Origin of the sequence: Chryseobacterium sp. PET-29 (assembly GCF_025736815.1) — a bacterium.
GTDB lineage: Bacteria > Bacteroidota > Bacteroidia > Flavobacteriales > Weeksellaceae > Chryseobacterium > Chryseobacterium nepalense.
In genome coordinates, this window is record NZ_CP107053.1 from 3,555,293 (window position 1) to 3,580,811 (window position 25,519).

General features: G+C 37.1%; 18 protein-coding genes. 3 read left to right on the plus strand and 15 right to left on the minus strand.

All coding sequences use genetic code 11. From position 1 onward, the window contains the following. Positions 1-48: 48 nt before the first annotated feature. The 4 genes from ODE14_RS16155 to tsf form a co-directional block, all read right to left on the minus strand. Positions 49-2,859 (minus strand): T9SS type B sorting domain-containing protein, encoded by a 2,811-nt coding sequence (locus tag ODE14_RS16155; RefSeq protein WP_263602157.1) that lies wholly within the window; start codon positions 2,857-2,859, stop codon positions 49-51. Positions 2,860-3,142: 283 nt separating this feature from the next. Next, the gene (locus ODE14_RS16160) at positions 3,143-6,283 is read right to left on the minus strand and encodes a gliding motility-associated C-terminal domain-containing protein (RefSeq protein WP_263602158.1); all 3,141 of its coding nucleotides are present in this window, start codon (positions 6,281-6,283) and stop codon (positions 3,143-3,145) included. Positions 6,284-6,358: 75 nt separating this feature from the next. Next, entirely contained in the window at positions 6,359-9,727 is a 3,369-nt protein-coding gene (locus ODE14_RS16165) for a T9SS type B sorting domain-containing protein (protein ID WP_263602159.1), read from the minus strand. 192 nt (positions 9,728-9,919) lie between these two features. Further along, positions 9,920-10,744 carry a translation elongation factor Ts gene (gene tsf, locus ODE14_RS16170; protein ID WP_263602160.1) on the minus strand — a complete coding sequence of 275 codons (825 nt, stop codon included), beginning with the start codon at positions 10,742-10,744 and terminating at the stop codon, positions 9,920-9,922. A gap of 145 nt (positions 10,745-10,889) precedes the next feature. Between tsf and ODE14_RS16175 the strand changes: the two genes are divergently transcribed. Next, a complete protein-coding gene (locus ODE14_RS16175; protein WP_263602161.1) occupies positions 10,890-11,597 on the plus strand; it encodes a DUF6759 domain-containing protein in 708 nt (235 codons plus the stop codon). Between the two features lie 53 nt (positions 11,598-11,650). Here the strand turns inward: ODE14_RS16175 and ODE14_RS16180 are convergent, their stop codons facing one another. Both ODE14_RS16180 and gltX read right to left on the minus strand, forming a co-directional pair. Continuing rightward, positions 11,651-12,607 carry an acetyl-CoA carboxylase carboxyltransferase subunit alpha gene (locus ODE14_RS16180; RefSeq protein ID WP_248388647.1) on the minus strand — a complete coding sequence of 319 codons (957 nt, stop codon included), beginning with the start codon at positions 12,605-12,607 and terminating at the stop codon, positions 11,651-11,653. A gap of 48 nt (positions 12,608-12,655) precedes the next feature. Continuing rightward, positions 12,656-14,170 carry a glutamate--tRNA ligase gene (gltX, locus tag ODE14_RS16185; protein ID WP_263602162.1) on the minus strand — a complete coding sequence of 505 codons (1,515 nt, stop codon included), beginning with the start codon at positions 14,168-14,170 and terminating at the stop codon, positions 12,656-12,658. Between the two features lie 122 nt (positions 14,171-14,292). Between gltX and ODE14_RS16190 the strand changes: the two genes are divergently transcribed. Then, the gene (locus tag ODE14_RS16190; protein ID WP_248388643.1) at positions 14,293-14,637 is read left to right on the plus strand and encodes a phosphomannose isomerase type II C-terminal cupin domain; all 345 of its coding nucleotides are present in this window, start codon (positions 14,293-14,295) and stop codon (positions 14,635-14,637) included. Positions 14,638-14,683: 46 nt separating this feature from the next. Here the strand turns inward: ODE14_RS16190 and ODE14_RS16195 are convergent, their stop codons facing one another. Continuing rightward, the gene (locus tag ODE14_RS16195; protein WP_263602163.1) at positions 14,684-15,568 is read right to left on the minus strand and encodes a hypothetical protein; all 885 of its coding nucleotides are present in this window, start codon (positions 15,566-15,568) and stop codon (positions 14,684-14,686) included. A 55-nt stretch (positions 15,569-15,623) separates the two neighbouring features. On the opposite strand from ODE14_RS16195, the gene ODE14_RS16200 reads away from it, so the two are divergent. Beyond that, positions 15,624-17,687, plus strand: a complete 2,064-nt coding sequence (locus ODE14_RS16200) for a glycosyltransferase (RefSeq protein WP_263602164.1) — start codon at positions 15,624-15,626, stop codon at positions 17,685-17,687. An 8-nt stretch (positions 17,688-17,695) separates the two neighbouring features. Here ODE14_RS16200 and ODE14_RS16205 read toward each other — a convergent pair whose 3' ends face one another. The 8 genes from ODE14_RS16205 to rocD are packed head-to-tail and all read right to left on the minus strand — an operon-like array spanning position 17,696 to position 25,480. Further along, entirely contained in the window at positions 17,696-18,646 is a 951-nt protein-coding gene (locus tag ODE14_RS16205) for a hypothetical protein (RefSeq protein WP_263602165.1), read from the minus strand. Between the two features lie 26 nt (positions 18,647-18,672). Beyond that, on the minus strand, positions 18,673-19,713 hold the full coding sequence (locus tag ODE14_RS16210; protein ID WP_263602166.1) for a glycosyltransferase family 2 protein: 1,041 nt from the start codon (positions 19,711-19,713) through the stop codon (positions 18,673-18,675). Position 19,714: 1 nt separating this feature from the next. Continuing rightward, positions 19,715-20,905 carry a glycosyltransferase gene (locus ODE14_RS16215; protein ID WP_263602167.1) on the minus strand — a complete coding sequence of 397 codons (1,191 nt, stop codon included), beginning with the start codon at positions 20,903-20,905 and terminating at the stop codon, positions 19,715-19,717. Between the two features lie 2 nt (positions 20,906-20,907). Further along, positions 20,908-21,897, minus strand: coding sequence for a hypothetical protein (locus tag ODE14_RS16220; RefSeq protein WP_263602168.1), 990 nt, complete (start codon positions 21,895-21,897; stop codon positions 20,908-20,910). After that, complete coding sequence (locus tag ODE14_RS16225) at positions 21,894-22,664, minus strand: glycosyltransferase family 2 protein (RefSeq protein ID WP_263602169.1); 771 nt, start codon at positions 22,662-22,664, stop codon at positions 21,894-21,896. Before ODE14_RS16225 ends, ODE14_RS16220 begins: the two co-directional genes overlap by 4 nt. A 19-nt stretch (positions 22,665-22,683) precedes the next feature. Further along, positions 22,684-23,451 (minus strand): polysaccharide deacetylase family protein, encoded by a 768-nt coding sequence (locus ODE14_RS16230; protein WP_263602170.1) that lies wholly within the window; start codon positions 23,449-23,451, stop codon positions 22,684-22,686. Then, complete coding sequence (locus ODE14_RS16235) at positions 23,448-24,230, minus strand: glycosyltransferase family 2 protein (protein WP_263602171.1); 783 nt, start codon at positions 24,228-24,230, stop codon at positions 23,448-23,450. The genes ODE14_RS16230 and ODE14_RS16235 overlap by 4 nt, the downstream gene beginning before the upstream one ends. Before the next feature lie 2 nt (positions 24,231-24,232). Further along, a complete protein-coding gene (gene rocD, locus ODE14_RS16240) occupies positions 24,233-25,480 on the minus strand; it encodes an ornithine--oxo-acid transaminase (protein ID WP_263602172.1) in 1,248 nt (415 codons plus the stop codon). Positions 25,481-25,519 lie beyond the last annotated feature (39 nt).

A 25,519-nucleotide genomic window follows, 5' to 3' on the forward strand; every position in this document is an offset into this window, starting at 1 on the left:
AAAAGGACTGTCTTAAGACGGTCCCTTTTTTAATTATAATCATTTATATTAATCAATGTTTTTTACAAGTATCCAACCTGTATATTTTATCGGAGTTTTTTCTTTATTAGGTTCATTCCAGCTGATGTCAAACCAATAACTTCCAGTAGGTACTTTTCGGCCTACCATGGTTCCGTCCCATTTGTAGCTGTTTGTTTTATTTCCTTCATGGATCTTACTTCCGTAACGGTCAAAAATACTGAATTTAAAATCCGGTTTGTAAGCCAGTGCCGAATAATCAAGAATATCATTTATCCCATCTCCGTTAGGCGTGATGACATTCACTAAATTCGGAATGGTAACTTCTGTGGAAATAGGCGTGCATCCGTAATCGTCTTTTACATAAAAAACAAGACCTCCCCTCGGTATATTTGTGAATACATTAGAATCCTGCCAGTTGATGTTGTCGGTTGAGTATTGGTATGGTTCCGTTCCTCCGATGGCGTGTATGGTGACGGTATTAGTTGATACTTCGATATTTGAGATAACCGGCTGTTCGGACGGGTATACTTTTACGTTTTGTCTTGTGACGCATTCTCCGGTCTTCAGGTCTACCCAATACGTACCGACTGTCACATTATTGATCGATTGCGTTGTCGCTCCGGTGCTCCATTGATACCCGTCAAATCCTGGTCCTGCGTCGAGTGTTGTAGTCTTTTCCATGCAAATAATTTTGTCTTTCAGAATATCAGAATGCGCAGGAGGAAGTACAACCAGCGTTATTTTCGCAATTCTGAAACATAAGCTCGTTATACTTACTTTTACAAAGACAACTCCGTTTGGAGCAATGTATGCAGCGGGATTAAGAATTTCATTCGTTCCGTTCTGTGCATCGGTAATAGATGGGTAATATTTTTTTGTAACTCCCTGGCTTGAAGTTACAGGAGCCGTCGCCAGGTTGAATGAAGCCGTCGAAGGATTGGAGATTAATGAACATGATCTTAAAATAACATCGTTTGCCGTTGGACTTGCTGAAACTGTTAAGTTCAGAGTTACCTGTTCACAATCTGGAAATTCCGGATCATTTCCGCAGAATTTATAAACAATGGTGTCGTTTCCTAAAAATCCTGGGTTTGGTGTATAAATAATTGCTCCGTTAGGATTAATCACTGCCGTTCCGTTTACAGGCGGTGTTATAATGATTACCGTATTGGGAACATAAGTCTGTGTAGAATTGGTAAATTCAGGGATAATGGTGTGGAAGGCCTCACACAGGATCATGCTTTTTGTTGTTTGCTGTAAGCACTTATACGCCTTATATACCGGTGTTATTGCCGGAGTACAAGAGCCCATCGTAACTTTTACGGTATAGTTTCCGGAAACTGTAGGTGTATAGCTGTAGGAATTGGCTCCCGAAACAGGAACTCCGTTTCGGTACCACTGATAGGTGTCATAGCTGTCCGCAACTTCCAGTATTAGTCCGGGAATACAGTCTCCCGTTTTTTTTGTAATTAACGGAATAGAAGAGAAGCCTGCAAAATATCCTCCATATCCTGCGGTACTATATCCCCCGTTTACTCCTGCAGTTACGGCTTTTGTTGAGGTAACGGTTACGTTTCCTGTAATTCCTGGAATGGCGTAGGTGACCCATTGAGAATTTCCGGTAAGGGGATAAGGTCCCTGTGCGGCAGTAGGTGTCACACCGTTTACAGTAACAGCAGCTCCTGCTTCTGTCAAAATATTAAGTTTCAGATTGATGGCAGATGTAATATATGGCATCTGATTGATATTTCCAATTTCATCAATTTTTCTTGGAAGAAAACAGTTCAACGGTGGTATATAATTATATCCGCCGGTATTATTAGCTGCTCCTGCTCCCACCAACTGATACAGATACACATTCTTTGTCGTTCTTACATACAGATTAAAATGTCCTCCTCCCTGATTTTTATATTGATTGGCAAGAATCCTGTAATAGTCTCCTTCATTAATGGTAGCAACAGGTGTCGTAGAATCATTCAGATAGATATCGGTGCCATTTTCGGTGCCAATTATAATTCCTCCTTCCATGTTTGCAGTGCTGGTAGAAATACTTTTTACCATGGCAAATTCATTGCCGAGGCGTTCTGTAGGAACGGATTGATCCATAATAAGATCAGAGCCGTCGACGGTTCCCGTGGCATAGAAACCATTCGCATTTCCATTTGTTACACATACTGGTTTGGTTGATTCTATCTTCGCTCCGATAAATCCTTCTTTATTAGCGGGCACATCGGTATTCCCGGTAAGAATATAAGATTGTCCTTTATTTAATGTAACAGTGAGTGTAGAGGGTGTGGGAGTAGGGATGTTTGTAAATTGTACGTTAGGATCGTACCCGGATACGGTAACAACCGTGTTGTTCTCTGTAGCCATGATCCCTGTTGTAAAATTATATAAGGTACCGGTTGCTGTAAGAGGAGCGGCTGCTGCATAGAATTTAGTGCCAATCCCTGCCTTGCCCTTAGAGGTAATGATTTCGCCATGTGAAATTATAGCGACTCTTAATGATACAAAATAGGGTTTGTCGCCTTTTGTGTAAAGTCCCACATTAATAGGAACTCCGGCATTGGATGTTCCTACGACTCTTATTTTACTAAAATGTAAATTGAATACCTGTGGCGACCCTTTGCTGATCGTTACTGTGCCGATAATGTCATTATGACTATAAATCTTTACTTCGAATGGAACTACGGAGTCTGTAGAGAAATATAATGCATGTTTATAGCTCGAGCCTGTTTTATCAAAATACGGTGCAAACCAATGCTCAGTATCTTTTTGAGCAAAGGTAATATTAATGCCAAAGAGCAATAATAAAAAGGCAAATAAATTTTTTTTCATAACAAGTAAATTAAGACTAATGCAAAAATAAAACATTATTTTAATATAATCCTTATAAAAAATAGAAAAAAACTATATAATTAATACCACAATATTCATATAATTGTTAAATTCGTTATTTCGTTTGATTGATAATAAATAGTACTACATCAAAGTCATTAATATTTTTGTATATTGCGAGATTTTTTTAGAAATAAATGAGGTCGTTCAGTGTTAATTAGCAGTTATTTTAAATAAAAAAGGCTGTCTCAAGGACAGCCAAAATATATGTATTTGGTATTTATCAGTCTATATTTTTCACTAATATCCAACCTGTATATTTAACTGGAGTTTTTTCTTTATTAGGTTCATTCCAATTAATATGATACCAGTATGTTCCGGTTATCAATTTTTTATCATAATGCTTCCCGTCCCATTTGTAATTATTGAATTTATCTCCTGTGAATATCTTATTTCCATATCTGTCGTAAACAACAAATGAAAGATTGTCTTTGTAAGAAAGTTCGCTATAATCGATAAAGTCATTTTTATTATCGCCGTTAGGGGTAATTGCATTAATAAGGTTTGGTACGGTTATCTCAACAGAAACCGGTGTACAGTTGTATGCATCTTTTACATAGAACACGTGCTGTCCTCTTGTAAGCCCGGTGAATACATTGGAATCCTGCCAGTTGGTTGGCGAATCTACAGCATATTGATAAGGCCCTTTACCTCCTGTTACATGAACAGTTACCGTATTATTTGATATTTCAATTTCACTAATAACCGGAGTATCTGCTTTTTTCACGTATACCATCTGTTTTACAAAGCATCCGTTATCTTCAAGGATTACCCAGTATTCACCTACGGAAACACCTTCCAGTACCTGTGTGGTTGCTCCGGTATTCCATTCATAAGAAGCATATCCCGGTCCGGCGTCAAGATTGGTTCTTCCGTCGATACAGATGATTTTATCAGTAAGAATCGCAGATCTTTTCGGAGGAATAACTTTCAGATTAACCTTAGCAATAGAATAACACTGATTACTATTGTAAACTCTCACATAGGCAGTCCCGTTTCCGGAGATATAAGTGTCTGCGTTCAGGATTTCGTTGGTTCCGTTACTTGCATCCACAAATGTAGGATAATACTTTTTCGTAACCGGACTTTCTGTTGTTACGCTGGCAATAGTAAGATCAAATTTTGCCTTACCTTCATCAGTTTCAAGGAAACACTCACTTAAAGTTGCTTCTGTTACTACAGGCGAAGGGAAGAATGCTAGTGTTATTTTGGCATTTCCAACACAACCTTCATTAGTAGTTACCTGTACGTATACAAATCCTTCCGCCGAAAAATAATTGGTTGGATTAGTGATCAGGTTGGTTCCTGCATTAAGATCTGCCAGCGTAGGGTAGAATTTCTTGGTGACAGGATTGTATAATGTTACAATAGCTGTTGTCAGATCAAAGAATCCTTTTCCGTTATATTGGCATGCTTTAATGGTGGTATCGGTTAAAATGAAAGGAACAACATTTAGATTTAAAGTTACATGTTCACAATCAATAAACTCCGTAGCGTTACCGCAGAACTGATAAACAATAGTGTCCGCACCTAAATAGCCTGGATTCGGAATGTAGGTGATTTGCCCTGTTGAAGGGTTCAGTGTTGCTGTTCCATGTGCAGGATAAGTAAGAATAGTTACAGTGCTTGCCACAGGAGTCTGTGTTGTGTTGAATGAAAATGCAGGTGTAATTACTTTAGTAGCACATACATTGAGGCTGGTTGTCGTATTGGTTACACATGAGAACACCTTGTAGATAGGAGTGGTTACAGGAGGACAAGTTCCCATTGTCACTTTTACCGTATAATTTCCTGCCTGAGTCGGAGTATATACATTTTGCGTAGCACCCGGAATTGCGACATCATTTAAAAACCACTGATAGGTCTCAAAACTATCATCAACTTCAAGAACAATTCCCGGAACACAGTCTCCGGTTTGTTTGGCAATTACCGGAACAGATGAAAATCCTGCAAAATATCCTCCATATCCAACAACTCCGCTTCCTCCTGCAATACCTGCTGTTACTGCTTTTGTAGAGTTTACCGTAATATTACCGGATAGTCCTGCAATGGAGTAGGATACCCATGCTGAAGTTCCCTGCACAGGATATGGACCCTGTGCTGCAGTTGGTGTAACCGGAGCTCCTGCTCCGACGGTATAGGTAACAGTAGCTCCAGCTTCTGTAAGTATATTTAATTTAATATCATTTGAAACGCCATTCAGGTCATTGATTAAAGCAATCTCATCAATCTTTCGCGGTAAGAAGCAGTTCAAAGGCGGAATATAATTATATCCTAAAGTTGCAATACTGGTTGCTAAACCTGCAAGAAGCTGGTAAACATATACATTTTTAGAAGTTTTAATGTACATGTTATAATGTTCGTTACCCTGATTGATATAATTAACGTTATTGGCGGGAGCTCCGGCATTGGGACCGTTTACTCTGTAAAATTGTCCCTCATTAAGGGTTGCTACTACCGGGCCGCCGTTGATGCGTACTTCTGTGTTGTTTTCAGTAGCAATGATCAGGGCGTCTTCCATCTGGGCGGAAACGTTACCATTTCCCTTTACCAAAACAAATTCATTTCCTAATCGTTCTACCGGAACGGATTGGTCCATAATGATATCCGAACTTCCCCCTACAGCTCCCCATGCAAACTGGCCGTTAAAGTTACCATTGGTTACGGATACAGGCTTGTCGGCTTCAATTTTTGCCCCAATGAATCCGGTGGCATTTCCGGACTGGTTTCCTACTCCTTCGATAATATAAGATTGTCCTTTATTAAGGGTAAAAGACATAGATGGAGTGGTAGCTCCCGTAGTGCCGTTTGAAAATACAACACTTGGAGAATATCCTGAAACGGTAACAACCGTATTGTTTTCTGTTGCAAGGATTCCCGTCGTGAAGTTGTAAATACCTCCTCCGCTGATATCCGTGATCGGTGCAGCTGCTGCATAAAACTTTTTACCGATTCCGGCTTTTCCTTTAGAGGTTATAACTTCGCCGTGACTTGGAACCGAAATTCTAAAATTGGCATAATAAGGTTTGGAGCCTTTTGTGTAAATGCCCTTAGTGATCGGTGTGAAGGCATCAGCCTGGAGTGATGTAACGATATTCGAGTTTCCGGCGGTTATAGGAAGATTGTATATTACAGGACTTCCTTTAACAATATTCACGGTAGCAATTACGGTGTTGTTATTGTAAATATCCACATCAAAAGGAACCGTGGAATCGGTAGAGAAATAAATGGATTGGCTGTTTGCACCACCGGTTAAACCTGTTTTGTTTTTCATCGGTGCAAACCAATGTTCCGTATCTCTCTGTGCAAAAAAAGTATTAACTGCAAAAAGCATTAATACGAAAGATAATAGAAATCTTTTCATATGGTATGGATTATGATTTCTACAAAAATAAACTATTATTCAATATATTGTTAAAAAAACATTAAAAAGTTGTTTTTATTCACGATTTTTAATTAAAAGCCATCCGGAATAGGAAACCGGTAATTTCGTGTCAGGCTCCGTCCATTTCAGCACGTACCAATAAGTTCCCGTAGACAATGGTCTCCCGTTCACCTTTCCATCCCAGATATAATTTTTATCAGAAGACTTGTAGACAGGAGCTCCATAGCGGTCTACAACTTCTATGGAAACATTTTGTTTAATTTTAAGATCTGAATAATTCATAACATCATTAATCCCGTCTCCATTTGGGGTAATTGCATTGATCAGGTTTAAAACTAAAAACTCTTTTATCACGGGAGAGCATTGGTCTGCACCCAGAACATAAGCGGTGTGTAAGCCTCTTGATAAGCCTGTAAATATATTAGAAGTCTGATAATCAATTCCGTTTAAAGAATATTGATAGGGAGGTGTTCCGCCGGAAACGGAAACTGTTGCATTGTAACCTGATACTTCAATTTTAGTAATTGTTGGAGAGGCTGAAGTGGTCACATTTACCGTCTGACGGTATATACACCCGTTGAATTCGAGATCTACATAGTAGCTTCCCGTGCCCACATTTACGGTTTGTGTTGTTGCACCTGTACTCCATTTGTAAGAGGTAAAGCCGGGACCCGCATCTAAGATAACTTTTTCTCCATCACAGACAATTTGATCTTTCAGAACATCAGATTTTTTCGGAGCTTTTAAAAGTATTGTTAAAACACCTGTGATTGGGCACTCTGTTGCGCTCGTAAATCTTATATAAAAGATAGTTGAAGATGCGGTAATAACCTGTGCTGGAGATATAGAATTAGTTCCGGCCTGTGCATTGGCTAACGTAGTGTGGAATGTTAGGGTTACACCTGCATTATTGGTAAACAGGTTTTTATAATCATTTAAATTTACACTTTCGGAGCCATTAATGTCATTATCACAGATGTCTGTGTTTGCTGAAGTAGCCAGTAATGTAATTCTGTTGCCTATTTTAAAATTTATCTGTCCGAAAGCAGGCGGGCAGTTTCCTGTAACTGCATCTACACGAACATATACTGTTGTATTGGCAGTATAACTCCAGTTGGCTGGCAGGTTATTGGTATTTCCTGCATTGGCATCTGTCTGCTGAAGATAATATCTTACGTTAACGACAGCAGGATTGGTTACAATTGCGGAGGTAACTGTTGTAAAATTTACATTCACAATTCCGTCAAAATTATCATCACATAGTGTTGCATTGAAATTTCCAGTATTTACAGAAGGTGAAGGATTAGTTGTTAACGTGATTTGTGCAGTCTTTGTGCATCCGTACTGAGAGGTAACGTTGGCATAAACTGTTCCTGCGGGGCTGTTATAATTTGCAGGATTAGCTATCGGGGTGCCGGTTAATGCTGCATTGGTAAAATACTGAACTGTAGTTCCGGAATCCGGAGTAACGTTTACTGAGGTAAGATCAAATATTCCGTTTCCGTTTGAATCGGTACACGATGTTAATGATCCGTTTGACGTTTGTAAAACATCTATATTGATAATAATTTTAAAATATTCAAAATCAGCAGGATTTCCGCTGCCTTCAGCATAGTAAATAAAGCTATCTGTGGTGTCTGCCGTAAGACCTGGATTAGGTATATAGGTGATTTGCCCTGTTACAGGATTTACGGTTGCTGTTCCTGAAGTTGGTGCCAGAATAATACTTGTATTGGCAGGCACTATCGTCTGAGCCGATGTTGTAAAAGCAGGAGAAATAACTTTGGTATTGCATGAACCGATATTATAGGTTGTTGTCGTAATGGGTGGACACAGCGTGTAATTGTAGCCGGTAGTTAATTTTGACTCACAGTTATTTTTAGTAACGAGGCAGGTGTATGTTCCTGCTCCGTATAATTCAGGGTTAATAGAATATGAGGTTGCACCCGGAATAGGATTTCCGTTGAGGTACCATTGATAAGCATCATAGGTGTTGTCCACCTGCAAAAGAATTCCCAGGTAGCAGTCGCCGGTTTTTGAAATAACGGGCACTGATGAAAATCCGGCAAAATAACCACCGTATCCTACGGCGCCACTACCGGCAGCAATTCCTGCTGTAACAGATTTAGTGGAGTTTACCGTAATGGTTCCTGAAACGCTTGGAATAGAATAGGTTTCCCAATTTGGGTTGCCGTTCACAGGAACAGGACCGTATATCGCATTGATGGCGTTTCCGTTTAAAGTGACATTGGCGCCGGTTTGGGTAATGATGTTGAGCCTTGTGCTGTATGCCTGGTTTCCGATTTTATTAATAAAACCGATCTCATCAATTTTATTGGGAAGGAAACAGCTTAAAGGCGGAATAAAATTCATTCCTCCGGTAGGAAACTCGTTTCCGCCGGAAACTCCTGCCAAAAATTGATATACATAAGCATTTTTACTGGTGGAAATTCCCATATTATATATTCCGTTTCCCTGATTGATGTAATTGCTGCTCGGGATCATATAATATTGTCCTTCATTTAGAGTGATCCCTAAATTGACTCCATTAACCGTAATTTGGGTGTTGTTTTCTGTGGCAATTACCATTGCTGACTCCATTGGTGAGTTTCCGGAGCCGTTGCCTTTTACTACTACGAAATCTTTTCCAAGCCTGTCTACCGGCACTGCCTGGTCCATCAGGATGTCATTATTGGTAAGGCCGTTCGCGGGATAATGCATTCCGTTAAAATTTCCATTCGTCACGGAAATTGGTTTTGTGGCTACTATTTTGGCACCAATCAGTCCGTCAAGATTAAACGGGCTGTCTGCGGCACGTACATCCATAATATAGGATTGTCCCTTATTTAGCGTGAAAGTCTTTGTGGGGGTGGAAGAACCATCGGAAAAAATAACGTTTGGATTATATCCGGAAACGATTACTGCTGTATTGTCTTCGGTGGCTGTAATACCTATTGTCGAACTGATGATGGGCACGCTTATATTCGGAGAATCACTGTTATTCGGAGCCATCCCTGCATAAAAAGTAGTTCCCAGTCCAGCCAATCCTTTGGATGTGATAATTTCTGCGTGATTCTGAAGAGAAAATCTGTAATTCGCAAAAAACTTTTTAGGTCCTTTCACATACATTCCCATAGAGTTAGGGATGAAAAGATCCTGCTGATCAGTGGTGATGAGAAAAGAATCCGGAATTGTTACTTCCACAGGGTTACCTTTGCTTACCTGTACTGTTGTATATAATGTATTGTCATTGAAAATCTGAACATTAAAGGGAGTTGTCTCGTTTGTAGAAAGATATAGGTAACCTTGCAGTGCGCTGTTTCCGACTTTTGATGCCATAGGAGCAAACCAGTGGTCCGTATCAAGCTGCGCATTGCATAATAAACAAAAAAAAGTACAAATAGTTAGTAGAAGTTTTTTCATTTTTGTCAATAAGGGATGCAAATGTAAGTATTAAAAATCAATTATTTATATAAATTTAACGGGTGTGATGTATAAAATGCAAGATTGCTGAATATTTAATATATTTTTAATGTATCAAAAGATCTTATAATTTGGGAAATAAAAAATCCCGGTGACCAGCACCGGGATTATATGTTCTAAATCTGGATAGAATTATAAGCTTACTCTTACAAATCCTGATACTTTAAGATCTGCATTTACAGATTTTACATAATCAGCAACAGTGATGCTTCCATCTTTAATGAAAGCCTGGTGTACCAATGTGTTGTCTTTGTAAAATCTCTGCATTTTACCTTTAAGGATGTTTTCGATAATGTTTTCCGGTTTCCCTTCTTTAATAAGAAGTTCTCTTTCGATTTCCAATTCCTTATCGATAGTTGCCTGAGAAACAGAAGTTTCGTCAAGAGCGATTGGGTTCATAGCAGCTACCTGCATAGAAACAGCTTTAGCAGCTTCGGAAGCTCCTTCTACATTAGCAGAAAGAGAAGTGATAGCAGCGATTTTGTTTCCAGCGTGGATGTAAGCTCCTAAGAAAGGCCCTTCAATTCTTTCGAATGCACCGATTTCGATTTTTTCACCGATTACACCTGTCTGCTCAACTAATTTTTCAGCAACAGTAATTCCGTGGAAATCTGTAGCCAAAAGTTCTTCTTTTGTAGCAGCAAAGATCGCCATTTCAGCAAGTTCGTAAGCCAGTTCAATAAAAGCTTCGTTTTTACCAACGAAGTCAGTTTCGCAGTTTAAAGAAATAACAGCACCTAGCGTGTTGTCTTCGTTTACTCTTGCGATCACTGCCCCTTCAGTAGATTCTCTGTCTGCTCTGTTTGCAGCTACTTTCTGTCCTTTTTTTCTAAGGATATCTACTGCTTTTTCGAAATCTCCTTCAGCTTCTACTAAAGCTTTTTTGCAGTCCATCATACCTGCACCTGTTTGGTTTCTCAATTTTGCTACGTCTGCAGCAGCTGGTGTATAAGACATAATATCTATTTTTTTTTTATTTAAGATTCGTATTAATTTTTAGCTTACTTTTAAAGCTGCGCAAAGATAATGATTTTAATGATAAACTAAAAAATGACTTTTTGCGTTATTTATATTATTTAATAAATTTTTAAATGTCTCTTTAATGAAAAAAATATTTCTCCTCATATTTTTATGCATATTTACCCTTGGTTTTTCACAGAAAAAGAAAAAGGCAAAATCAAAAGCCATTGTTGAAAAGGAAACGGTTATCATTTATACTGAAAGTGATGCAGAAAGTACTGCTGAAGCCAGAGTTGTTGCAGGATTCCTTAAGCAGAATCCCGGACACGCCAAAACGGATTATTTCAAAAGAAAACTTATGCAGATCGTCATGGCAAATAATTCTCCGGAGGCTAAGCCAACGATAAAAACGTTAAGTGAAGATAAGATCAAACAGATGGTGATTGATAACAATAATCTTAACAAAGGGAAAGCCATAGCTGCTAATACGGGTGCGGCAACGCCTGAAAGAACTGTGAATTACGCCAGTGTTACGGGAGCTACCAGTAAAAAATCGGGAGCAAGTGAGCAGCACAAAAAAACGGCAGCAATGCTTACCCATATGTTTAATAATGATCCCATGGATAAAGAAGCATACATCAATATCAAAAATAGATCGAAGTGCAATCTTATCGTAAAAATCAACGGAAAAAAATATTATAATCTTGATGTTCCCGCAAACGGACAGAATTTTCTGCTGGTTGAAAAAGGAGAATACATTCTTACAACAATGGTTTGCGATGCAAAGTACTCATCCTTAAAAAAGATCAATAAAGATATTGAAATCGAGTTGAACCTCAGAGAAGATTAAAAGCATATCATAAAAAAAGCCGGTTAAGAAATTTCTTAGCCGGCTTTTTTATGTTATCCTTTAAATTGCCCCATGGCAATGAATTTATCCTGTCTTTGGGTTTCAAGTTCCTGTCCTGTGAATTTTGAGAAGGCTTTGATGTTCTGTAAAATCGAAGTCTTCAGATTCTGGAAAGTGCCTGCCGGATCATAATGTGCTCCTCCAAGAGGTTCTTCAATAATACCGTCAATGAATTTTTCTCTTAAAGCATCTTTCGGGGTAAGATTCAAAGCATTGGCTGCATCTTCCTTGTGATCCCAGTTTCTCCAAAGGATGGATGAACAGCTTTCCGGTGCAATTACCGTATACCAGGTGTTTTCCAGCATGTATACTTTATTTCCTACACCAATTCCTAGTGCTCCGCCACTGGCACCTTCGCCGATGATATAAGTAAAGATCGGCGTTTTAAGCTGAACCATTTCAAAAATGTTTCTTGCAATGGCTTCACCCTGGCCTCTTTCTTCAGCTTCCAGTCCGGGATAAGCTCCCGGTGTGTCTACCAAAGTTACCACCGGAATCTGAAACTTTTCAGCAAGTTTCATCAGTCGAAGCGCTTTTCTGTATCCTTCAGGATTCGGCATTCCGAACCTTCTGTGTTGTCTTTCTTTTGTAGTTCTTCCTTTCTGAGTACCGATTACCATCACTTTCTGTCCGTCCAGTGTAAGTAAGCCACCTACCATTGCCGGGTCATCAGCGAAATTTCTGTCTCCGTGAAGTTCAAGGAAGCTGCCTTTATCCGCCATTCCGTTGATATAATCTAATGCGTAAGGACGATCCGGGTGACGGGACAGTTGTACTCTCTGCCAAGGCGTAAGATTACTGTAGATTTCTTTTTTCTTTTCTAAAATCTTATCCTCGATTTGGCTACATGCTAATTTTACATCAACACCACTTTCTTCTCCTACTAAAGAACAGGTCTGAAGTTGATCCATTAGCTCTTTTATAGGAAGTTCGAAACTTAAATATTCCATTTCTTGAAGTAAATTAAATCTTTCAAATTTATGAAAAATTATATGAATCTATTTAAAATTATTAATTGCATTGTTTATTCTGGAGATAGTTTCCTCTTTTCCAAGAAGTTCCATGATATCCGGAACGTCCGGACCTTTTAGTTCTCCTACTAAAGACAGACGCAGAGGCATCATCACTTTACCCATTCCCAGACCTTTGTTTTCCGCGAAATCATGCATGGCCTGCTTCAGGTTTTCAGCATTAAATTCCGTGCTTTCCAAATGAGAAGCCAATTCCCCTAAAATAGCAGAAGTTTGATCATTCCATGCTTTTTTTGAGGCTTTTTCATCATAAGAAACAGGTGCTTCAAAGAAAAATTTTCCTTTTTCGTTATCAAGGGTAAGATCTTCTACAAACGTTAACCTTTCTTTCATTAAGGAAATTATTTTAAGTAATTTTTCATCTGAAAGCGTTGTGCTAAAACCTGATTTTTTTAAAATTTCAAGCAATTCCTGATCAGATTTTTGCTGGATATACTGATGGTTGAACCATTCTGCTTTTTCTTTGCTGAATCTCGCACCGGCTTTATGAACTTTATTTAAATCAAATTCTTTTGCCATTTCGTCCAGGGATAAAATTTCTTTATCATCTGCAGGCGACCATCCTAAAAGAGCTACCATATTGATAAATGCTTCCGGAAGATATCCGCTTTCCCGGTATCCTTTAGAAATATGCCCTGTAACAGGATCCGTAAAATTTAACGGAAATACAGGAAATCCGAATTTATCGCCGTCTCTTTTACTCAGTTTACCCTTGCCTTCAGGTTTTAATATCAAAGAAAGATGTGCGAACTGTGGAGCTTCCCAACCCATTGCTTCATATAATAAAGTATGCAGACCTAAAGATGGCAGCCATTCTTCACCACGAATCACATGGGAAATTTCCATTTCGTGGTCATCGATGATGTTGGCAAAATGATAGGTTGGCATTCCGTCATTTTTTACCAGAACTTTATCATCTAAAGTATTGGTATTAACAGAGAACTTTCCACGGATAATGTCTTCAAGGTTCAGCGTTCTGTCTACCGGCATTTTGAATCTTACCACATACGGTGTATTTTCGTCGAGCAGCCTCTTTACTTCTTCTTCAGAAAGAGCCAGGCTGTTTCTTAGTTGGTTTCTTGTTCTGTTGTCATAAGAGAAGACATCACCTCTGGTTTCGTATTCTGCACGGATGGCATCCAGTTCTTCCGCAGTGTCGAAAGCGATATAGGCATAATCCGTTTTCAGGATCTGTTCCGTATACCGGTCATAAATATCTCTTCTTTCAGACTGTCGGTACGGAGCAAATTTTCCTCCTTTTTTAGGGCTTTCATCGGCTATAATCCCGCACCATTCCAAAGCTTCTTCGATATATTCTTCTGCACCTTCAACATATCTGGCGGTGTCGGTATCTTCAATTCTCAATACAAATTCACCACCCTGGTTTTTAGCAAAAAGATAATCATATAATGCGGTTCTTACGCCCCCCAAATGTAATGGTCCCGTAGGACTTGGAGCAAAACGTACTCTTACTTTCTCCATTTTCAATTTAATTTTATGCAAATTTACTTAAAAATATACGGTTTTAAGAATGTTTAATAGATGGTTTGCTTGCTTTTTTGATCCGAATATTTACTTTTGTATAATAAAAAAAGCCTTAAATTATGTTAGAAATAGGGGAGAGACCTTGGGGAAAATATTATGTATTGGCAGATGAACCGAATTACAAACTGAAAAGAATTGAAGTGAATCCGGGGCAGAAGCTTTCTTACCAGTACCATCATAAAAGACAGGAGCAGTGGACCATTATCGAAGGTGATGCTACGGTGGTTCTGGATGATAAAGAGATCAGTTTAAAATATGGAGAAAGTATTTTCATCCCTCTTGGTGCAAAGCACAGAATGATGAATCTGTCCGATAAGCCTGTTGTATTTATTGAAGTGCAGACCGGGACTTATTTCGGGGAAGATGATATTGTGAGGATTGAGGATGAATATGACAGAAATTAATCTTTAGTAAATAAAAAACGGCTGTCCGGAATTGTGACAGCCTTTTTTAAAACAGACTTTTCAGCCAAAGTTTCATTTTCTTGGTAGCTGAAAGGTTAAGCTTAAGTTCCGGTTGCGGAAACTTCTTTTCAAATGCTTTTATAAAATCATCAATATTTTCTGCAGGAAAAAAGGAAAGCTGATGCCAGTCTGAAGGAGAAAGCGGATGGAAATCAATGAATTCAGTATGGTTTTCGGAACGGATGCTTTTCCAGAATTCAAAAAATTTCATAGTGTCAAAATCATTTTTGTGTCCCCAGTTCATTATTTTTTCAAGGATTTCATTTTCATCTCTTGCCCATGACTGATGAATGAGACGATATTCGAGTGACAATGTTCGTCCGGTATTGGTTCTTCTGGCATAATTGTATTTTGGATAGTTGGTGATAAGAAAGCATTTTTCTTCAAATGGTTCAATAATATAAAAACCACTTTCATCATGCCGGAATAAGGTTACCCAATCTACCTGAAAATTGATAGGATTTTTTTCCGGATGTGCTAAAAGATATTGGTGTTTTCTTAAAAATTGAGAGAGCTTTTTAAAGTCATAAGCATATTCATCACCGTCAATTTGCATATGCCATCCGCCATTACCCATTTTTTCGGCCATCATATTTCTTTGCCTTGTTTCGAGATCCATCGGAGCAGTACCTTCAATGTAGAATTTATCTTTGTACAATATGATTTTATGCTGCGTATCGAGACTTTTTATTTCTGAAAAAAAGCTTTCCGGAATATATATATCATTGCCTGCCCATGTTTTATTGTTTTCGTCATAGCTGATAACAATACGGTCTACGTGATCATAAATTTGTTTTACAGAAGTAAAAATATAAGAGTAATCATAAGATAGGAGATAGCCTGCTTTGATAATGTTTTTTTTGTCTCTCATAATAAATGCTTATTTTCGTTAGCCGGAAAAGGCGGGACAAAATAATAAATTAAAAATGGGAATTAAAAGATTTTTTAAAAATAAAATCAAGGATCGTAATTTTATTAAGAATAAGAGAAAACTTAAGATTAATCATTATGATTTAGATTTTTTTGAGAACTATGTTTTTAATTTTACCAAATGCGAAAATCCTGAAGTTTCCATTATTATCCCCGTTTACAACCAGATAAGATACACCTTAAACTGCCTTTACACCATCGATCAGTTTGACCGTGATATTCAAAAGGAAATTATCATCATCAATGATAAAAGTACAGATCATACTTTAGAATATTTAAAAAAGATTAACGGAATAACCGTTATTGATAACCCGGAAAACCTTGGTTTCCTCAGAAATGTTAATAAGGGCATTCATGCGGCAAAAGGAGAATATGTCTACCTGCTGAACAACGACGTTGAAGTTCAGGAAAATTATTTGTCCAGCCTTCTGAATGTTTTCAGTAATAAAGATAACGTTGGAGCCGTAGGTTCTAAAATGATTTTCGCGGATAATACGCTGCAGGAAGCAGGCTGTCTTATTTTTGAAAATACAGAAATTGTAAACCTGGGAAGATGTGAGGCGATTGATACTCCAAAATATAATTTTTTAAGAAAGGTAGATTATTGTTCCGGATGCAGTTTATTGTTTAAAAGAGTAGACGGTAGCGGAAATCTTAATCTTCTGGATGAGGCTTTTCTGCCTGCTTATTATGAAGAAACCGATCTTTGCCAGCGTTTGAAGTATGAGCAGGGTCTGGATATTTATTATCAGCCGGGTTCCGAAATTATTCATTTTGAAAATATATCTTACACAGGCAAAGACAATGGTAAAGAACTGCTGCTTCAGAAGAACAGGGAAATCTTTATGAGCAGATGGAATCAATATTTTACCAATACAAGATTTCTTGATAAAGGAAATACCAATAATCTCAATGCTTTTTATAAAAAGCCAAACGTTCTGATTCTTGAAGAACTTATTCCGAAGCCGGATAAAGATTCCGGTTCCAGGAGATTTTTGGAAATCATAAAAATTCTTCAGAAAAATCAACACAGAATAATTTTAGCGGTAAAACAGCTTAACGACGAAGATGATGTATATGTGAATTTTTTCAGAGGCATCGGTGTTGAAGTCTGTAAAGATTTTGTCAATGCACAGGATAGAATAGTAAAAGTTAAAGATCAGGTGCAGGAAGCGCTTCAATTTGTAGATATTGTATGGATCTTCAGACCGACGGGTTTTGACTTTTGGTATAAAATGATTCAGGAAAAACTTGCCGGACAGAAAATAATTTATGATATGGTAGACCTTCATTATCTGAGAATGGAGAGGGAAAATGAATATATCGCCATCACAAAAGACCGTAAAAAAGAAATGAAATTCTTTCGGGAAACTGAATATGCTGCCATGAAGACAGCAGATGTTGTCGTTTCCATCAGTGATGAGGAAAAGAGAATTGTTTCCGGCCAGGGTATTCAGAATGAGAAAATATTTACTGTAAGTAATATTCATGAGCCGGTGAAGACTCAGGAAGTAGCATATTCTCAAAGAGAAGGCCTTTTATTTATAGGCGGTTTTTACCATATGCCTAATATGGATGCCGTAAAATTCTTATATGAAAACATAATGCCTTTAGTTTGGGCTAAAGATGCTTCAATTAAAATTAATATACTCGGACCGGATTTTCCTGAGGAAATAAAACAACAATATAATTCAGACCGCTTCTGTATTCTGGGATATCAGAAAAGTGTTGATTACTGGTTTGAAAACTCAAGAATTTTTGTAGCACCGCTGAGGTACGGAGCTGGTGTTAAAGGTAAAATAGGCCAGGCTCTGGAATTTTCCCTGCCCGTAGTAACAACGGAGATCGGTGCAGAAGGAATGGGTCTTGTGGATGGAGTGACCGCTTTGGTATCGGGAAATAATGCAGAACATTTTGCAGATAAAATCCTGGAACTTTACCACAATGAAAAACTCTGGAATGCGCTTCACCAAAACAGCACCCAGCCTCTCGAAAAATTTTCTGTAAAACAGCAGGAGCAAAATATTAAAAGTATGTTCGAATATTTAGGATTCAAATAAAGCTGTGATTATTTTATAATTTCCCGGATCCAATTGCTAAAGCCATACTTTTCCACAATTTCCTCAGGGAGTTTATGATAAGGTTTTTTCAAAAACAGCTCGATGTTTTTATAATTGTTGTTTTCAACGATAAAGATATTATCAGGATGATAAAAGTCGTAGTTTTTTACCATAACATTATCGGTAATTACCTTTTTTTGATAATAAAGCCCTTCGAAAAACCTTATGGAAAGCCCGTTATGTAAAGGATCAACAAAATCCAGGAGAATGTCTGAATTTTTCACATGCTCCAGGTTTTTCTCAAAAGTGATCCTGTCTTTAATGTAAGTGATTTTGCTGTTTTTACGTTCAGGTTCTTTAAAATACTGAATGAATATTGAAAGATGTACGTTAGAACCGGAAACCTCATCAATAAATCTGTCGATTTTTTCTTCCCTGCTTTTCCAATACAGTCCAACGAAATAAAGATTGGGATTTTCAGTATTGTATGGTTTGTAAAACGGAGGAAGATGATCAAAGTAAAAATTAGTGATCTGCTTGATATTGTGCTGGTTTCTTACTTCTTCAAAACAGAAGAAAGTATCAAATAAATTGAAATATTTTTTTACTTCAGGAAACTTTTCAATCCCGTCCCACTGGTAGGCGATCAGTTTCGACGTTCTTTCTTTCAGTTTTTTTATGAATGAAACCGGAAAATTATCAGGACGTATCACCAGAATATAATCCAGTTTTCCTTCTATTGCGGAAAGCTGGTGACCCAGTTCTTCCTTAAAATGACGATTGATGAGGTTTTGCTTATAGCTCTTATCCCTGAAAATATTTTTGATAAAAAAGTTTTTAATACTTTCGAATCCTCTGTATTTAAATTCCGAAACCTTATCTGTAATAAGAAAAGGTTCAAAGCCTGCTTTTTTAAGATTATCAACAAAAAGCTGTGGAAAATCTGAATAATCAGGCATTATCAAAAGAAATTTTTCCTTTTTTATCATTTTAAATTTGAATTGAAAAGACGGAACATGATGATTCTGAAATGTTTTCTAAGGCTGTTGACCGGACTGTTGAAATATTCTTTTTTTATCGTGTCAGGATCTTTTAAACTGATTGTATTCAGATATTTAAAATAAAATTTCTCAATGTTTTTCAGGTTAATTGCATCATTGAACTCGGGATTTACTTCCTTAAATGTCTTTTCCATTTCCCGCACTGCAGCATCGGAATAGTTGGAATCATTTTTAAAGTTTCCGATAATTATTTTTTTCAGATAAGCAATATAATAGGCACTGATATTATTATTCGGATATTTAATATAGTAATTATTATAAATGGTCTTAATAACACTCAGATAGCCCAGGAGGTTTTTATCGCTTTTCTTTTTGGTGATCGACTGCGCATTGTCAACGGTATACAGATAAGTGATTTCAGGAATGAATGTTATGTTTTTTGCCCTGAACATGGTTTCGAAAAACCACAATTCATCTTCATGATAGATCCCGCTCAAAAACTTCAGATGATTTTCCCGGATAAATGATTTTCTGTATAGCTTGTTCTGTGCGATAGGGCTTAAACCTTCGGTCATATTTTTGATAAGAACTTCAGAGTGCTCATTGGCAATCAATTGCTTTTCGGATGGATGGGGCAACGATGAGATGTTTTCTTTTCTGTCCCATGAATAGGTTGCTGTTTTTCCAACGATAATATCTTCTTTACCGGTATAAACCGAAACGAGGGTTTCGATAGCTTTTGGAGGAAGGAGATCGTCACTGTCACAGAAAAAAATAAAATCCCCTTTAGCTTTTTCCAGCCCGAAATTCCTTGTATCAGAAAGCCCTTTATTCTGCTGATCATATATTTCAAATCTTTCATCAGGAAAATTTTTAATAATTTCCAGCGTATTGTCCGTGCTTCCGTCATTGATCAGAATGCACTGAATGTTTTTATAAGTCTGATTCTGAATGCTTAAAAGTACTTCATGCATGTAATGCGAAGCATTGTAACAAGGAACAATAATGCTTACTGAAAGGTTCATGTTAAATAATTTTTTTCAGGGTTTCGTTTACTGCTTCGGTTGAAAAAGGACGAAGGCTGTCCACCGAGTTTTCACTAAGGGTATTCCACAGGGTTTCATCATTATTCAGTTGGATGATGGCTTCTGCAAATGATTTTTCGTCATTGGCTATCAGAACATTTTTTTTGTTGACCAGCTGCATGCCTTCAGCACCGATATCAGTAGTTACAACAGGTAAAAAATATTCAAAGGCCTGGCCTATTTTGCCCTTAACACCTGCCCCGAATCTTAGTGGTGCTACCATCAATTTAGATGTCATGAAATGCTGCTCAATACTTTCCACAAATCCTAAGAATTTGAATTTCGGGTATAGCTTCAGATCAAGCTTATCTGCCACATTTCCGATAACGTTTACTTCAAGCTCCGGATTTTCTTTCCAGACCAGAGGCATTATTTTTTCATATAAAAATTTTACCGAATCAATATTGGGTTCGTGAATCGAACCGATGAATACAATCCCTTTGCTTGACGCAAAATTATTCCTTTCCGAAACATCAATTTTAGGATAATGTATATTTGAAATGGTAAGGATTTTCCTTTCATCAGCATACTTTCGCATGATCTCTTTTTCTTTATCGGAAATAGCAATCATGTAATCCAGCTGCGGCGCAACAACCGTTTCCAGACGATAAAAGTGCTTGTAATTTTTCTTTAATGAAATACGGTTCGGTTCAATCTCGATCGCTCTCTTATATCGTAAAAAATGAATATCCACCATATCATAGATGAATTTTGCAGCAGGCAGGATATTTTTTATTTTCCGGTAAAACAGATTCAGTGCCAATGGCCCGTTGAACCATATAAAGTCTACTTTTTTAAAGTCATTAAGAAATTCATAGAGGGTTTTGTATTTGTTGTTTTCCGTGAATACAATCACACCATGCTCTTTATAAAATTTCACATAAGGATCGTCTTCAAAAATGTGAGGTGAGAAAAGAATACAATTGAAACCGATCTTTTTATAAATCAGGATAATTTCTTTGAGCCTGTTGGATCCGGAATCCTTATCATGGGAAGGAATATCTCTGGATGCAAATAAAATGGTTTTTTTTGAGAGGTCAAAAGAGGTTATGTTAATAATCTCCTGTGTATTTAGAATTTTGAGTTTTTCTTTTCTTTTAAAGTGTTTTTTAATTCTCTTTATAATTCCCATGATTAAGTTTTTTTGTTGAGCCCGAACACTTTATCCGTCCAATGTTCCAGGGTGTAGCTGTAATAAATTTCTTCCGGAACTTTTTCGTAAGGTGTCTCAAAAAAAGATTTTTCCAGATTACTGCATGTTTCGTTTAAAACCAGAATATTCTGAGGGTTATAAAAATCATACCTTTTGATCAGTTCATTATCCGTAATGATTTTCTTTTCTAAAGCCAATGCTTCAAACACCCTGAAACTCAGTCCATATTGATTTTCACGGGTAAGATCAAGCAAAGCTCGCGAATTTTTATAATATTCGGGAAGTTTTTTATGACTTATTTTTTTAATGCTGAATAGGATGTGCAGATTTTCCGGTATTTTAATGAATGCGTTTTTCAGCTGATGTTTCCAGCCCTTTTTCCCGATAACAATAATCTGAAATTTAGATTGCAGCTGAAACAGCCTTTTGGTAAGCTGTTTAATGAATTCTACTCTTTTATTATCGTAAGAAGTTATATAAAAAAGATCCATCTCAGGATGCTGGTTTTCACAGGGACAAAATGAAAGGTATATATAATTGGTGAGTTTTTCAAAGCCATATTTTTCCACATCGGCAATATCAAATGAAAAAATTTTATCGAAAAGATCCAATTTTTCCTTATCAACGACTACGCGGTCCAGGCTGTCATAAAGATAGGTAATAAGGCGGCTGGTATATTTTCTGATTTCCTGAAGAGTAGACAGATCAAAAGTATCCGGATTCATTACAAGGATCTGATCCTGATGCCCCAGCTGCTGAAGAGAATCGGTGACAAACCGTTGTCTTTTTTCCGTTTTCAGATTTTTGTTGAGAAAAATTTTGCTTACGGCATTCTTCGCCCTCTCACTAAAATTAGAATGGGTTACATCGGCAATTTTAATGTGATGGGCATCTATATTTTTAGAACGTAAAGCATCAACTATATAGTGGTCATATCCCCAGAAATCGAAACTAATTACACAGATTTTCATTCAGTCAGTTGCTCCTTTTTTAATGATTCATAAGTTTCAAAAACACTTAAGGACTGTAGATAGGAAAGCTGGTAGCCTTCTTTTCCGTCAAGAATACCTAAACGCAAAATGTATGCCTTAAAAAATTTAAAAGCTGTTTTTGAATACTGTGCTGCGAGACTGTATTTTCTTCCCTTTGCTGCCAGTTCCTGTCCTTTCAGAATTCCGTAATGAATCATTTTTGATTTATAGGATTCATAATCACTAACGGAAAAGTGGAGAAGTTTATTCTTCATCGTTCCTGTCGTTCCGTTAACGTGCAGTGTTTCATGAACTTTTTTTCCGCTGATATATCGGGCTTTTGACTTTCTGAAAAGCCTGAAATTCTTATCGGTTTGTGTTCCTGAATAATGGATGGGTTTGCCTGCAAAATAGAATTTTCTGTAAAAATAATAGGCATCCTTCTGCACCGGCTTTTTTAATTCCTTCAAAATTTCTTTTTTTAAAGGCGCGGTGATTCTCTCATCTCCGTCCAGAAACAATACCCAATCATTTTTTGCGGCATCCAAAGCAATATTTCTTTGCTTTGTAAAATCCTCAAACGCATTTTGAATTACTTTTACTTTAGAAAATTGCTGTGCGATTTCTATCGTTTTGTCTGTGCTGAAAGAATCTACTACAATAATTTCATCACAGAAATCAAAGCACTCCAGCACTTCCTGAATGTTTTTTTCTTCGTTATACGTTATGATTAAACCGCTTACATTCATCATAACCTGTTCTGCCATTCCAATTAATTTATCTTTCCTAAAACATTTTTAATCTTCCAAAGATAAGTTTTAATTTGAAATGTATCAGTGTGTCTGTTCCCTTTATGTCTATTCTGCACAATTCATAAGGTTTCTGGGTGGGGAAGTAATTGATTTTGTTACCGATTCTTACGGCATAAATAATATTCAGATGTTTCAAAACTGAAAATAGAGCCTGTTTTCCGGGATTTTTCTTAGGATATTTTCCGTACGGGTACGCCAGAACTTTTGAATATTCTATTTTTTCTTCGTCGAGAATCTGCATATTTTTTTCAAGATCGTTTTCTATGAAACCGGCAGAAATATTTCTGAAGTTTTGATGAGAATGGCTGTGAAGAGCTATATCAAAATACTTCCTGTTCAGTTGGCGGATCTCTTCAAAAGTCATCATCACATTATTTTTATACCCTTTCTGAATAAATTCTGTAGGAATAAATATGGTTGCTTTCAGCTTATATTTTTCTAACAAAGAAGGAAGATATGTTTCATTGTTTTTGTAACCGTCATCAAAAGTAATAATGATGCTTTTTGGTGAAGGTGTGTTCAGCTCACTGAAAAATTTTGAGGTATATTTTTTCCTGTTTAAATATTCAAATTGTTTCTCAAGGTTTTTCAGGCTTACTATCAGATCTTCAGTGCTTTCTTCCGCGATCTGATGATACATCAGAATGATCAGGCGGTTTTTAGGAAAAAGAAAAAGATACAACCGAAAATAAAATACAACAAAAAGAAGTACTGGGAAAATCAAATACAGAATCTTCATCATTCGCCATATTTTTTTCTGATTTCAATGAGCCTGATTTTCTCGCGCAGTTTTATGTATTTTAAAAATGTATAATATGACATTGTTTTGGCTACATAGAAACCTGCAAAGCCGTCCAAAAAACCAAATTTAAATAGATAAACTTTTATAAATTCGTAAACAGGACTGACGATAATTTTAAAGTTCTGATACTTTTTACCACGTTCAAACATCTTTTCTGCCATCATATCAGAGTAGATATTGATTTTAGAAATGTGATGATGAATACTTTTGTAAGTGTAATGATTTAATTTTCCTTCTAAAATTCCCGCTTTTTTAACGGTAATCAGAAATTCATGTACTTTATCGTCAGAATATTTTGCACAATCTCTTTTGAATAACCTTTCCTTACATACATTTCCCCAGCCTCCGAATCTGATCAGATTAATGCTTATATAATTTAAAAATTTAGCCTTATAAACACAATATTCCGTATTTCCGGAAGAGACAATGTTTCGTATAGATTGGAGCATCTTTTCATCAGGAACTTCATCTGCATCCAGAAAAAGTACCCATGGTTTAGAGCAAAGACTGAGGGCATAATTTTTCTGTTCTCCATATCCGTTAAATTTTCTTTCATGAAATTTGATATCCGGATAATCATGAAGACAAATTTCTTTTGTTCTGTCCGTTGAATAGCTGTCTACGATAACAATTTCGTCAACTGTATCTTTAACGGCATTAAGCAATCTTACAATATTATCTTCTTCATTGTAAGTAATGACTGCAAGAGTAAGTGCCATTTCTACTGAAATGAAAGGATGGTTTTTTCAATGATTTTCACACAGTCTAAAAGTTGTTCTTCAGTAATGACTAAAGGTGGCGCAAGCCTGATGATATTTCCGTGGGTCGGTTTGGCGAGTAATCCGTTTTCTTTTAATTGTAAACAGATATTCCAGGCTGTAGAACTTTCCGGAGTATCGTTGATTAAAATAGCATTCAGAAGACCTTTTCCTCTTACTTTGGTAATGAGACTTGTTTTTTCTATTAGTTTTTCAATTTCAGAACGGAATAATTTACCAAGCTCTTCCGCTCTCTCGGAGAGTTTTTCTTTCTGTACAACATCCAGTGCCGCGACTGCTACTGCACAGGCAATAGGATTTCCGCCAAATGTAGAACCGTGCTGGCCGGGTTTGATGACATTCATAATTTCATTATTAGCCAATACCGCTGAAACGGGGTACATTCCGCCGGAAAGAGCCTTACCTAAAATAAGAATGTCCGGCTGAACATCTTCATGATGACATGCAATTAATTTCCCTGTTCTTGCAATTCCCGTCTGAACTTCATCTGCAATAAAGAGAACATTGTATTTTTTACACAATTCAGAGGCGTCTTTCAGAAAACCGCTATCCGGAACATAAACCCCCGCTTCCCCCTGGATAGGCTCTACAAGAAATGCCGCAATCGTATCTGATTCTCGGCTGAGAACTTCTTCTAATGCAGAAAGATCATTATATGGAATTTTAATGAAGCCAGGCGTAAAAGGGCCATAATTGTGATTGGCATCCGGATCATTTGAAAAAGAAACAATGGTAGTGGTTCTTCCGTGGAAATTATTTTCGCAAACAATAATTTTTGCAGCGTTTTCAGCAATGCCTTTTATTTCATAACTCCATTTTCTGGCTAATTTTACTGCCGTTTCCACAGCTTCTGCCCCGGAGTTCATGGGTAATACTTTATCAAAACCAAAAAGATCAGTAATCTTCTGTTCGTATTCTCCCAATCTGGAATTATAAAATGCTCTTGATGTTAAAGCGAGTTTTTTAGCCTGTTCTACTAAAGCTTCTACAATTTTTGGATGAGAATGTCCCTGATTGACAGCAGAATAAGCGGATAAGAAATCATAATACTTTTTACCGTCCACATCCCAGACAAAAACACCTTCTCCTTTTTCCAGTACCACGGGAAGAGGGTGGTAGTTGTGAGCACCGTGTTTGTCTTCAAGGTCGATAAAATATTGGGAATCTTTTACAATTTCTGCTGTTGACATATATTTGATTTTGCGCAAATGTAAACATTATTAATGAGA